Below are 12,829 nucleotides of genomic sequence, written 5' to 3'. Positions count from 1 at the left end.
AAATGTACCACTCTTTTCAATCGGATGTTTGGTTCTACTACCATAGGTTTTATACGGTCAGATTTTTTGAAAAGAGTCTATTTTAAATGTCCATAAGCAACTTTCATCACTGTTTGTGATTATGGAATCATGAAAGTTTTATCTAAGTTTGTTCTAAAGGATAATAAATAACCACCGAATGTCTTCACTACTTATCAAATCTGCACATATTGTCAATGAAGGGACAATCAAAGTAGCAGATGTCTATATTAAAAACGGTCGAATCGAAAAGATAGCCCAGGAGTTAAATATCATTGCCGATCAAGAGATCAATGCTGAAGGATTGCATTTACTGCCCGGGTTGATCGACGACCAAGTGCATTTTCGTGAACCTGGCCTTACCTACAAGGCTGATATATGGCACGAGAGTCGTGCAGCCGTAGCTGGAGGGACTACCTCCTTTATGGAGATGCCAAATACTGTACCCAATACCTTGACCCAAGGACTTCTTCAAGATAAGTACGATATTGGTGCCCAAAAGTCACTGGCCAACTATTCTTTTTTCATGGGCGCCGCCAATGACAATTTGGAAGAAGTCCTCAAAACCAATCCTCGTGATGTCTGTGGTGTGAAGGTGTTTATGGGATCCTCCACTGGGAATATGTTGGTAGACAATGAGCGTGCTTTGGAAAATATCTTTGCTAATTCACCTACACTAGTTGCTACTCACTGCGAAGACGAGTCGACCATTCGTGCTAACATGTTGATGTATAAAGAACAATATGGAGAAGAAGGACTCACTATCGATATGCATCCCCTGATTCGATCGGAGGAGGCTTGTTACCTATCCTCTTCTAAAGCAGTGGAATTGGCAAAGAAAAATAATACGAGATTGCACATCCTGCATATATCCACAGGACGAGAGACGGCTCTTTTTACCAATGAGATTCCTCTTGAGCAAAAACGTATTACTGCTGAAGCATGTATACATCATATGTGGTTCTCCGATCAGGACTATGCTACGAAAGGCAATTTTATCAAATGGAATCCCGCAGTGAAAACGGCGACCGATCGCGACCAAATCCTAAACGCATTATTGGATGGTCATATAGATGTTATTGCGACAGATCATGCACCGCATACTATTGAGGAAAAATCAAAATCATACAGTGCCGCTCCTTCTGGAGGGCCTTTGGTGCAACACGCACTACAGGCTCTGTTGGATATGGTGAGCCAAGGAAAGATGACATTAGAACAATTAGTTCAGAAGTCAGCACATAATACAGCCATCTGTTTTCAAATAGAGGAAAGAGGATTCATTCGCGAAGGGTATTGGGCCGATTTGGTATTAGTCGATCTCAATAAACCTTATACGGTCAATAAATCCAATATACTTTCTAAGTGCGGCTGGTCTCCATTTGAGGGACATCAGTTTACCTCCACTATTACACATACGGTAGTATCTGGAAATCTAGCATACACCAATGGAAACTTAATCGAGTACGGGACAGGACAGCGATTACTTTTTAATCGATAATATACATTGGCCATGAACAAAAGGGAATTTCTGAAATCGTTAACAATCGGTACACTAGCAATGCCTTTTTCGAGTTTGGCCGATGAACATTCGAATGCCTACATACTGCATGCGGCACAATTGTTGGCCCCACGCCTCCAAAAAGGAGAGACGATTGGGTTAATAGCCCCTGCAGGTGTTTTGGATATGGAGGAGTCCATTACCATCGCTCGTGAAATATTCCAAGTGTTAGGATTTAGAGTTAAAGAAGGAAACCATATTCGCAGCCGCTATGGACATCTAGCCGGGACCGATCAAGAACGGATAGCAGATATCCATCAGATGTTCAGTGATCGCGAGGTAAAAGCCATAGTCTGTATTAGAGGTGGAGCGGGTACTTCCAGACTGCTAGATCGGCTGGACTACAACATGATCGCTAAAAATCCTAAAATACTGTTGGGATACTCTGATATTACGGCCTTGATCATGGCACTCTACACCAAAACGGGACTGGTTACTTTTCATGGTGCTGTAGGTATCAGCACATGGACCAACAAAGTCGCCAAATCCTTTGAAGCACAGTTTGTAGACAATATCCTTCCTATATTTGCTAATCCTGTCGACAAAGGTGACCATATTGTACAATATAAAGAACGTATTACAACATGGCGTCCAGGGCAGGCTGAAGGAATTCTCTTAGGTGGAAATATGACAGTATTAACCGGCTTGTGTGGTTCGCCCTATCTACCGGACTTTAAAGATTCTATACTTTTTCTTGAAGAAGTAGACGAGAATATCGAACGGGTAGATCGGATGTTTTGTCAGTTGAGATTGTCAGGTATACTATCGGTCATTAAAGGATTTGTCTTTGGTAAGTGCACAGGTTGTGGGCCATCAGGCGGCTACGGCTCACTGACACTAGAGCAAGTATTCAGAGACTATATCGAACCTTTGGATATCCCAGCCTATAGTGGTGCGATGATTGGACATATCGCGGACCAATTTATCTTGCCTGTTGGCGTTCGGGTTCGTATCGACGCTGATAAAGGGACGCTAGAAGTCTTACAACCAACATTGACCTCCTAAATGAAATCCTTAGTATTAATATGTTTGCTTATCATGATCGGAAATAGTTCTTTCTCCCAGTCAACCCTATTGACCAAATCGCAATTAGATACAATATACGTTCGTTACAAAGAAACGGCCTTGCAAAGTCGACGGTTTAAACACGAAGATATAATCAAGCTTTTAGCAAAACATCGTCAATTGGGCGTACTTCAGATTGAACCAATCGGCACATCCGTCCAGAAAAGAAGTATCCATGAAGTGCAATACGGCAAGGGAGATAGGGTTGTCATGCTATGGTCGCAAATGCATGGGGACGAGCCAACTGCCACCATGGCGCTTTTTGATTTGTTCAATTTCCTGACAAGCAAAGACGATGGGTTTGATGATATAAGAAAGTTATTGAAGCACGAGCTAGATATTCGATTCATCCCCATGCTCAACCCAGACGGTGCTGAAATATACACTCGTCGCAACGCACAGCAGATAGACCTCAATCGAGATGCGCGAGATACAGCTACTCCAGAAGGGAAGCTGCTACGTTCAAGGGCAGAAATCTTGAAACCAAGATATGGGTTTAATCTCCATGATCAACACATCTACTACAATGTACCGGGTACTCGCAATCCGGTGACGATATCCTTACTAGCTCCCGCTTATAATGTCAATAGAGATGTGAACGAAGTAAGGGGGGATGCTATGAAGATCATCGTCGGGATGGAACAAATTCTACAACAGTATATTCCTGGTGCCATAGCCAAGTACGATGACGAACACTCGCCTCGTGCCTTTGGAGACAATTTTCAAAAATGGGGAGCAAGTACAGTGCTGATCGAATCTGGCGCGTTCAAAGGAGATCCAGAAAAGCAGGAAATCCGTAAACTCAATTTTGTTATTATACTGAATGCTTTGTTGCAAATCGCACAACGAAGTTATTCCCAATACGATATCAAAGACTATGAGCAAATTCCATTCAATGCTACTCAGTTGCATGATGTCGTATTGCGCAATATAGCTCTTGTCGCTGCAGGAGTTCCAATCAAAGTAGATATTGCTATACGCAGGGATGAGATTACGGTAGGTAATGACTACTATGTTAAAGGCTATGTTGAGGATATAGGTGATTTAACCGAATTCTATGGGTATGATGACCTTGATGCTGAGGGATATACGGTAGAATTTGGAAAGCTCTATACCGAGCCGTTTTCACATCAAGATGATTTAGACACCCAAAGGGTCACGGAGTTATTGAAGTCTGGGTATTCAACGATATTAATCAAAGACCGAAGTGATTTAAAAGCGATGAAACTTCCGATTCGAGGTATCCATGAAGCCCAGCAGTTTCGTTCGTTTTCGCAACTGCGCCTTGGCCAAGAAGCAACATTCTTTTTGAAGAAAGAAAACCACATTCGATATGCGATTATAAATGGATATCTGATCGATATTTCTAAATAAAGACCACCCTTTCGCTATTTTTTTAAACCTGCCAATAATACTGCTTTATCAGAAGCAGACCAAAATCCGTACAGCGGAACGAATTAATTCGGACGTTGTGTACAGTATAAAAGCCTGTTCATGTTGTATGGACAGGCTTTTATACTTAGACTTTAAACATAATTCTAGGGCTTATCCCACCATACTCGTGTGTCAAATCCATCTGGACCACCGTAGGGAAATGATGCAACCGCAGCATCATAGTTTGTCTTGTTATTTGTTGCTTCTTGAGATGGGTAGCCCTCTCGTCTAGGGATTTTACCCCCATTGTTATCAGAGCTCAAAGTAAGTAGGGGAAATCCTGTCCTACGCCATTCTGCCCAAGCTTCATATCCATTCAGAAATAAGTGGACCCACCTTTGTTCGGCTATTTGTTGAATGGCCTTAGTGGAGTTGTATTGCACAGTGGTTTGTGCAATGAAATCAGCAGCAGAGCTCGTACTGCCTGTCCATTGGCTGATGGACTGGGTGATGGCATCTTCATAGAAAATTTTTGCTTGCACATCCCCACCGACAATCCATCCCAATTTAGCAGCTTCTGCTTTCGCGAAGAGTACTTGCGCATAGGTCACAATATTTACTGGAGAATTCTGCTCCCTTAGACGTTCTCCCAATAGGGAGACCTGTGGAATATCTACATCAGGATTGGGAATAGCCTTGCCAAATTCCAATCCATTGTATTCGCCAACACTATTCTTGTCACCAAAAATTGGGAGTCTAGGGTCATTTAAGGGCTTCATATAGTCCACTAATGGCTTACTTAGCGCATACCACTTGCGCCCCAATCGAGTGAATGACGTATACCAAAAGTTTTCATGGTCCACTTCAGCGAGATGTGGATAGGAGAGGTTATCAGCATTGGATTCAAATACCCCAGCCGCAAGCGCTTTCGCAAATTCTATCTTACCTTTTTCTGGGTCTACCTTTGATAGACGTAAAGCCATTAGTAGATGAATGGTATTCCCTAGTTTTTTCCACTTCAGAATGTTCCCTCCATATACAATGTCATTTTTTATAGCACCATTCGTCGTTACTATGGAAGAGTTGGCCTCCTCTAATAAGGTGAAAATATTGTTGTAGATATCTTGTTGTTTGTCATACTTGGGGGTTGACATCGCTGTTCCCTGTAATGCCTCTGAATAAGGAATGTCACCCCATCGATCGGTTACATGCCATGTGAAGAAGGATTTTAAGATTTTCGCCACAGCAAGTTGGTTGATGACGGGGCCTTCATTTGCATTGAGAACATCGGCATTGCTAATGACATTCTCCAGGTTGTTCAAGGGCCCGGTGTACCAAGTGGAAAAATTAAAAACCGAGGAAATAAACCTCGTATTATCCGTAAAAGTTGTCAAGGATAAGTATTGCGGATAGTGGACTCCGAAGGCGCTAGAGCTAACATTAGGGAGGTAAAATTGTGAATTTGCGATTAACTGTGTACCCGAAGCCTTTGATGGGTTGTTGGGGTCTATATAGTAGGAGTCATCAAATTTAGTACTGCATGAGATTATACTCATAGACGTAATAAATAGCAAAGCATATTTTGAAATAGGTGTAGTTTTCATCTGTAGGAATTTAGAATTTAGCACTAAGATTAATACCAAAAGAACGAACGGTTTGTAGTTCTCCTTTTTCAATCCAACTAATGGAAGCACTACCCGAAGATAGTTCAGATGGATCAAGCCCCTTTGGAGCCTTCTGCCAAATCATCCAAGGATTTCTTGCAATACCGGCTATTCGTACCGATTTGAAAGGACCTTTGGACAAGATGTTCTGAGAAAGTGTATAGCCTAGACTGATCTCTCGAAGTTTGATATAGGAAGCATCATATATCCATTCTTCATATATTCTCGTACCAATATTATTTCTGAAATAGGTCCTGGCATCCACAAATGAGTTGACTTCTTGTCCATTGGCTTGAGAAATTCCATTGATTTTATAGCCTCCGCCGTCAGTTAAAGGATCTCGAACATTTTTACCATTTTCGTTTAGTACAGCAGTTTCTTCAGCCTGTCCGGATTTAACGGCCAACATTTTTGACCAGCTGAAAAACTGTCCACCAGCTTGAAAATCAATCATGACATTGAGATCCACATTTTTGTATCTGAATGTGTTGAGCCACCCTCCTGTCAGATCTGGAAGTACGGACCCGAAATTTTTATTTAGCTCTTGTACAGGCATATTGTTCGCATCCAACATAATCTTTCCCGTAGCCTCATCTCTTTTGTATCCTGGCCCCATTAATGTCCCAAACGCTTCGCCTTTATTCGCGTATAAAAACATCGTTTGGCTCGAATATGTATTCAGTCCAAGTTGATAAGAATCGACACCTTCGATTAGTTCGTGGATTTTGCTGTTGTTTTTAGCTAAATTTATGGTTGTATTCCAATTGAAGTTATTCGTATTGATAGGGTTTGCAAATAACGATATTTCTATACCATTATTCTCGATATCTCCCGCATTGACTGTCGCAGACGAATATCCCGTTCCTGTTGATAGCGATAGATCAATCACCTGGTTCTTATTTCGCTGTTGATAGTAGGTGAAGTCAATACCTAATCTGTTGTCTAGAAATTTCAAATCCGCTCCCACTTCAAATGAGTGTGCAAATGAAGGTTCCAGATTAGGATTTCTAAGTTTTACAGGAACTCGAATGGTGTTTATTGTGCTTGTTGACGTTTTGTAAACACTTCCGATTTCATAGTTCATCAGAATGTCGTAAGGGTCGACATCTGCACCCGCAATAGCGTAAGAAGCCCTTAGCTTACCAAATGAGAGTGCTTTAGCATTTAATAGTTCGCTGAAAATCAACGATCCGGAAACGGATGGGTACCAATATGAATTGTTGTTTTTAGGAAGTGCTGACGAGACATCTTGTCTAATGGAAGCGTCTAAAAAATAAATATCTTTATATCCCAACGAAGCCATCGCATAAATGGATCGTACCTGCTTTTTTAAAGTATAAGAGTTTACATCGGGTCTATCGATGGAAGCCTCAATATTGTAGAAGCCCGTTGTAGACAATCCTCCTACTGTGGCCTGACGTAGATAGTCATATTTCCTTTTATAAAGATTTGAACCTGCATTGACGTTTAGCGAGAGTTCATCCCATTTCGTGCTATATTCTGCTAGGAATTCATAATTGTCTTCATTGTTTTGGTATTTACCAACCCTATAGCCTTCATCTAATCGACCACCTATAGCTGTTTGGCTTGATATGTTCTGTGTGAAGAAATCTTTTCGAATGAATCCGGATACTTTTAAGTTGTTTAATATTTTGTACGATAGCCCGACATCGCCGAATACACGGTCACGCGAATCGTTATTTAAATTTTCATAAGCATCAAAGAACGGATTGTTCCAGTCTGAGGGTTTGTTATTTGTAATCAGTTCCGTAGAAGTATTGGGATTTACATTCCAATTCATAATGGTCCCATCGGCATATTTGTAATCTCTTAATCGGTTGATGTCTATGTTGCGCTGAAACCATTGCGTGGCCCCGGTAAATGAACCCTGATAACCTTGGGCTGGACGTTGGGCTTTATTGTTGGCATAGTTTACATTAGCAGATGCGGTTAATTTGGATGTGATGTCCAGTGATCCGTTCAACCCGAGATTATTTCTTTTCAACCAGGTATTCGGGTAGGTTCCTTTTATGTACGTATTATTATAACTGAATCTGATTGCAGAGTTTTCATTTCCCCCTGCAATTGTGACGCCATTGTTGGTGTTTATTCCTGTGTTGAAGAAGTCTCGGATATTATTAGGCTGCGGTGAGAAAGGCGTAGTTTTTCCATATTCCAGATCTTGAGGATAAAAGCTGTAGTACATCCGTACGGGTGTGCCGTCCATTTTGGGACCCCAAGATTCGTCATTACCGTTTACATACAATTCACCTGATGCTAGTTTTAAGAACGTCTGATTGTTTCCTACACCATACGTGTTTTGTAACGGCATGAAGTTGCCAACCTTCTCGATAGAGGTTGCTGAATTGATGCTAATATCAATTGTTTTAGGTCCTTGTTTGGCTTTTTTTGTTGTAATCATGATAACCCCATATTGACCTCTTAAACCGTATAGGGCAGAGGCTGTAGGTCCTTTGAGAACATTGATATTCTCGATATCTTCAGGATTGATGTCCTGACCAACATTTCCCAAGTCAACACCATTTGCATCACTAGAACTGAAATTAGCATTTGAAATTGGTGTGCCATCTATCACTAATAATGGCTGTCCTCCTCCAGTTACTGAGTTGATTCCCCTGATTTTTATCTTTTGTGTACCTCCTAAATTGGCTCCAGAAGATCCTGTAACTTGTACGCCTGCGACCTTTCCCGCCAGTGAACCAAGTATATTGGTTTCTTTGGTAAACGTTAGGTCTTCGCCTCTTACTTGTTGGGTTGAATAACCGACCGATTTTTGATTACGCTTAATGCCTAAAGCCGTGACGACAACCTCATCCAGCGTTTGGTCGGTTGGAGACATCGAAATGTTGAGGGTAGTCCTGCTACCGACCACTAACTCTTGACTTTGGTAGCCTACAGATGTAAATACCAATGTACTACTTGAAGGGATACCGGCAAGGCTGAATGCGCCACTTTCATTAGTCAAGGTGCTCCTATTAGAGCCTTTAACATTAATGGTGACGCCAACGATAGGTTTGCCAGTGGAGCGTTCTGTCACTTTCCCCGTAACAGAAGTTTGCTGTGCATAGATGGTCGTGGTGGTGAGGCACGTCAACAGGCACCAGCATGCGAGTAGAAGATGTTTCATTATTGTTTTTTTTAGGTAATGAAATATCTCGGAATTAGAAATCGGTATCTTGTCTAGTGCTTCAGTATATTGTAGGTATCGGTATTGCCGCTATATCCAAGTATATTTCATCGATTAATGGTTAGTTTGTTGTTTTAAAATAGATTTTAGTATGTTTGGTTAGTTTTGTTTGTATTCGCTCAAATACAGTTAAAGTTTTAGTATACCAATGCCTGGCCTATCCGGCAAAATGCAGCTTCCCTCAATCACTTTCATTCCATCATATACATCATTCCCAATAAGAAGTGCCCCGTCGAGATCTGCCCAATCAACTAGTGGTGAAAGTTGAGCCGCGGCCGAAATGGCACATGACGTCTCCGTCATGCATCCAATCATGACCTTCATGTCCAGTGCACGCGCCACTTCCGCCATTTTTTTTGCTTCCTGCATTCCCGTACATTTCATCAGTTTAATGTTAATACCCGTATACACGTCCTTCAATGCGGGGACGTCCACTAATCGTTGGCAAGCCTCGTCAGCAATGGTAGGAATGGGGCTGTGCTCCGTGAGCCATGCGTTATCATCCACCTGTTCTTTAGGCATCGGCTGTTCGAGGAATACAACATTCCGTTCGGCAAGCCAGTGCGCCATTTCTAAGGCCTCTTCCTTACACCTCCATCCTTGATTGATATCCGCACACAGAGGGCGGTCGGTAGTTTGGCGAATAGTGTTGATAATCATCTTATCTGTATCCAACCCAAGTTTGACCTTTAGTATCTTGAATTGATCAGCCTCAGCTACTTTTTGTCGGATGATTTCTTCCGTATCAATACCTATAGTATAAGATGTCGGAGGGATGAGTATGGGGTTCAATCCCCAAATTTTATAATAAGGCTGGTTCATGATTTTTCCCAGTATGTCATGAAGAGCGATGTCAACTGCCGCTTTTGCCGCCGTGTTTTTCAAGGCAAGTTGATCGATATACTGTAAGATATCCTCCGTATCGAAAGGAGAAGAGAAAATACTTAAGTCTATTAGGTTTAAAAAATGAATGACACTTTCCTGAGATTCGCCCAAGTAGGGAGGCATACTCGCTTCGCCGTACCCTATAATCCCATCATACTCCAATTCAATCAAGACAACAGGAGTAGTGCTACGACTGAATGAAGCCACCGTGAAGACATGACGAAGTTCGAGGGTGTAGGGACGATACCTCAGCTTGAATCGTCCAAAATCTTTAGAAAACCAGTTATCTGTTTTGTTCATGATATTATCAAGTATTATATAGCGATTCCTGTACTGCGAATTTAGTATTTAGGCGGACTATTTGTCCTATTTATAATAATTACTGTTTTCGACCTTTTGAATTGTGGGGTCTTGGATACCCAAATATCTTTTTGCAGCCACTACCGTTCTCGTTTGAAAGTCATCATAGTCGGGCGAATCCTTCAACATACTATTGATTCTTACAGATCCTGCAGCGTGAATGAACGTCCCATTGCCAATGTATAGGGCAACATGTGTCACTCTCGCATTGGGATTACTATTTTTGCCTGCCGCAAAAAATAAGAGATCCGCTGGTTTGAGGTTTTGGAGTGCCTTTTTAGGGTCAAAGTGACCATCTTCGCCCAATATGTCAATAGATGCGCCTGCTAATACTTGTTGAGAGGCATCTCGGGGTATGACAAATCCATTCATGAAATAGGCCGTTTTGGTGAATCCACTACAATCTACCCCCTTAGTTGAAGTCCCTCCCCATAGATAGGGGAGTCCAAGCATAGTTTTAGCACTCGCAATTACATTATCTGCGGTGGGAGTGCGCGAACTTAGCCATTTATTGAAAGGTAAAGCATCGTCTTTTTTTACATAAGCTTTTCTTTTGTCAGGATAGCTTACGGTATAGTACTTGTCGTTTTCTCCAACTAACGTTAGGATGTCGCCATATACCAAATCGGAGACCTGTGCAGCAGTTGAGGTAGGATGTGCGTACGATTTTCCATACTCGCTTGTAAAGATTACCTTTTTGGAATTGCTCCACTGTTGAAGCTCCGTTTCATCCATTGCTACAATCGAAGAAGTGGGCACCCAAGCAATATACCCCTCTGGCGTGCGCACTCTGTAATCGCCTCTCACCTTTTGAAGAATGTCCACCTGTGCGCCAAGTAGGACTTGACTGGCCATTTCCGCAGCATGGTCGGGTCTGGTTCGAAGGTTGGCAACTGAGAGGTTAACGACACCATGGTGTTTGTTTTCTACAGATGCATCTGGAAGAAGGATAATAGTGATGTCAGCATCGATACCTTTTGTTTGCGCTTGCAGTTTCTTTTGAGCAGCCGATTCTGTAGTTTGGATGACATATATGTTACCCGGTACATCCGTTGTCGACAGCTCCACCAACTTTAATCTTTTATCCGGTGCAAATTCATTTTTTACGGTTTCTTGCAATTCTCTAATCTGCACATACCGCGACGAGTCAATCTGTTGGGCAGCGGCTGTATTTAGACAAAAGAGAGAGATAAAAGCAATGCTAGGATATATGAAAAGGACTTTTGGATGAATTGGGCGCATACTAATATAGGGTTAAAATTTATATTAAAGATACGTATTTATTGTATGTTTTTGATTTTTTCAATAAAAATGTTGCATAAAACCGAATTGAATTTATATTTTTTTACGATTCGAAATCTCTTTTATTGCCGAAATGATTAGAGGTCGATTAATGTACGAAATCGGACATCCCTGTAAAACAGTAACAAGGATGTCTACGGCAAAGCTGACGGAGCTGCGTTATAGTAAAAATAAGCATAAACAAATTAGATGATGGATTTTAATAATAGGTGCTAAGTGAAATTGGATTTAAAACCCCTTGTGCACATAACTTTGTTTTCGAAAAGGTGCCTAAGCTCTCGTGCGTGTTTCGTAATATTGTATTGTATAAAAGACGATGTTAGATATGCATTCAAGACGTAAATTTATAAAACAAGGGATAATGGGAGCTGCTTCTTTAGGAAGCTTGAGTACTTTGTCGAGTTTTTCTGGAGCTATTTCTACAAAAGGTGGCGCTCCCATCGTGATCTCAACCTGGGATTTTGGTGTCGCAGCCAATCAAGCTGCTTGGGAAATTTTGAAAAAAAATGGAAAAGCCATTGATGCGGTTGAACAAGGAGTGCGTGTACCCGAAGCTGACTTGAAGAATATGACGGTAGGCAAGGGAGGCTATCCTGATCGGGATGGTCATGTAACTTTGGATGCGTGTATTATGGATTCCGAAGGCAATTGTGGGGCAGTCGCTGCTTTGGAACATATAGCACATCCGATATCGGTCGCTAGGTTAGTCATGGACAAGACACCACATGTCATGCTAGTAGGTGAGGGGGCACTGCAGTTCGCTCTTCAGCAAGGGTTCGAAAAAGAAGAATTGTTGACGCCTGAGGGTGAAAAGGCATGGAAGGAATGGTTGAAAGAGAAGAAATACAAACCCATCATGAATATTGAGAACAAGTCATTCGCCGTCGAACGCTTACCAGGTAATCAGTACAATCACGACACAATCGGTATGCTGGCCTTGGATAGCGATGGTAATCTTGCAGGAGCATGTACCACCAGCGGAATGGCCTTCAAAATGCGAGGAAGGGTAGGAGATAGCCCTATCATTGGAGCTGGACTTTACGTAGATAATGAAGTGGGAGGAGCTACCTCTACTGGTGTAGGCGAAGAAGTAATCCGAACAGTAGGCAGTTTTTTGGTAGTCGAGCTTATGCGACAAGGATACACTCCCGAAGCGGCTTGCAAAGAAGCAGTCGAACGCATCATCAAGAAAAAACCAGCTACGGCCAAGGAAATTCAGGTTGGATTCCTAGCCTTGAATAAAAAGGGCGAGTATGGTTCTTATGCTTTGCAAGATGGTTTTTCATATGCCGTGTGCAACCAAGAGAAACAAGACCTGTTGATCAAAGGAAAACATATTTTTGGAGCCTAGTTCTTAGTATTTAAAAAAAGATCCGGCATCACTACCGGATCTTT

General features: G+C 41.9%; 8 protein-coding genes. 4 read left to right on the top strand and 4 right to left on the bottom strand.

The window, feature by feature from the left end:
• The first annotated feature begins 178 nt into the window (after positions 1-178).
• The 3 genes from OQ289_RS17585 to OQ289_RS17575 are packed head-to-tail and all read left to right on the top strand — an operon-like array spanning position 179 to position 4,015.
• Complete coding sequence (locus OQ289_RS17585; RefSeq protein WP_270088139.1) at positions 179-1,516, top strand: dihydroorotase; 1,338 nt, start codon at positions 179-181, stop codon at positions 1,514-1,516.
• A 12-nt stretch (positions 1,517-1,528) separates the two neighbouring features.
• The gene (locus OQ289_RS17580) at positions 1,529-2,581 is read left to right on the top strand and encodes a S66 peptidase family protein (protein WP_270088138.1); all 1,053 of its coding nucleotides are present in this window, start codon (positions 1,529-1,531) and stop codon (positions 2,579-2,581) included.
• A gap of 33 nt (positions 2,582-2,614) precedes the next feature.
• Positions 2,615-4,015, top strand: a complete 1,401-nt coding sequence (locus tag OQ289_RS17575) for a M14 family zinc carboxypeptidase (protein ID WP_270088137.1) — start codon at positions 2,615-2,617, stop codon at positions 4,013-4,015.
• A 164-nt stretch (positions 4,016-4,179) separates the two neighbouring features.
• On the opposite strand, the gene OQ289_RS17570 is transcribed toward OQ289_RS17575, so the two are convergent.
• The 4 genes from OQ289_RS17570 to OQ289_RS17555 all read right to left on the bottom strand — a co-directional run bounded on the left by OQ289_RS17570 (position 4,180) and on the right by OQ289_RS17555 (position 11,374).
• Positions 4,180-5,619, bottom strand: coding sequence for a SusD/RagB family nutrient-binding outer membrane lipoprotein (locus OQ289_RS17570; protein WP_270088136.1), 1,440 nt, complete (start codon positions 5,617-5,619; stop codon positions 4,180-4,182).
• 10 nt (positions 5,620-5,629) lie between these two features.
• On the bottom strand, positions 5,630-8,827 hold the full coding sequence (locus tag OQ289_RS17565) for a SusC/RagA family TonB-linked outer membrane protein (protein WP_270088135.1): 3,198 nt from the start codon (positions 8,825-8,827) through the stop codon (positions 5,630-5,632).
• A gap of 189 nt (positions 8,828-9,016) precedes the next feature.
• Entirely contained in the window at positions 9,017-10,072 is a 1,056-nt protein-coding gene (locus OQ289_RS17560) for a dipeptide epimerase (protein ID WP_270088134.1), read from the bottom strand.
• A 66-nt stretch (positions 10,073-10,138) separates the two neighbouring features.
• Entirely contained in the window at positions 10,139-11,374 is a 1,236-nt protein-coding gene (locus OQ289_RS17555) for a C40 family peptidase (protein WP_270088133.1), read from the bottom strand.
• A 385-nt stretch (positions 11,375-11,759) separates the two neighbouring features.
• Here OQ289_RS17555 and OQ289_RS17550 point away from each other — a divergent pair, with 385 nt between their 5' ends.
• Positions 11,760-12,785: a N(4)-(beta-N-acetylglucosaminyl)-L-asparaginase gene (locus OQ289_RS17550; protein ID WP_270088132.1), complete on the top strand. Its 1,026-nt coding sequence runs from the start codon at positions 11,760-11,762 to the stop codon at positions 12,783-12,785.
• The last annotated feature ends 44 nt before the right edge of the window (positions 12,786-12,829 follow it).

It is taken from the genome of Sphingobacterium sp. SYP-B4668 (genome assembly GCF_027627455.1).
Classification (GTDB): Bacteria; Bacteroidota; Bacteroidia; order Sphingobacteriales; family Sphingobacteriaceae; genus Sphingobacterium.
The sequence above is the reverse complement of the archived record's forward strand: the minus strand, read 5'-3'. Positions and strand labels throughout refer to the sequence as shown.

Coding starts and splice junctions, on each gene's coding strand:
- OQ289_RS17555 (WP_270088133.1), bottom strand. CDS start 11,374: ATGCGCCCAATTCATCCAAAAGTCCTTTTCATATATCCTAGCATTGCT.
- OQ289_RS17570 (WP_270088136.1), bottom strand. CDS start 5,619: ATGAAAACTACACCTATTTCAAAATATGCTTTGCTATTTATTACGTCT.
- OQ289_RS17565 (WP_270088135.1), bottom strand. CDS start 8,827: ATGAAACATCTTCTACTCGCATGCTGGTGCCTGTTGACGTGCCTCACC.
- OQ289_RS17550 (WP_270088132.1), top strand. CDS start 11,760: ATGCATTCAAGACGTAAATTTATAAAACAAGGGATAATGGGAGCTGCT.
- OQ289_RS17585 (WP_270088139.1), top strand. CDS start 179: ATGTCTTCACTACTTATCAAATCTGCACATATTGTCAATGAAGGGACA.
- OQ289_RS17560 (WP_270088134.1), bottom strand. CDS start 10,072: ATGAACAAAACAGATAACTGGTTTTCTAAAGATTTTGGACGATTCAAG.
- OQ289_RS17580 (WP_270088138.1), top strand. CDS start 1,529: ATGAACAAAAGGGAATTTCTGAAATCGTTAACAATCGGTACACTAGCA.
- OQ289_RS17575 (WP_270088137.1), top strand. CDS start 2,615: ATGATCGGAAATAGTTCTTTCTCCCAGTCAACCCTATTGACCAAATCG.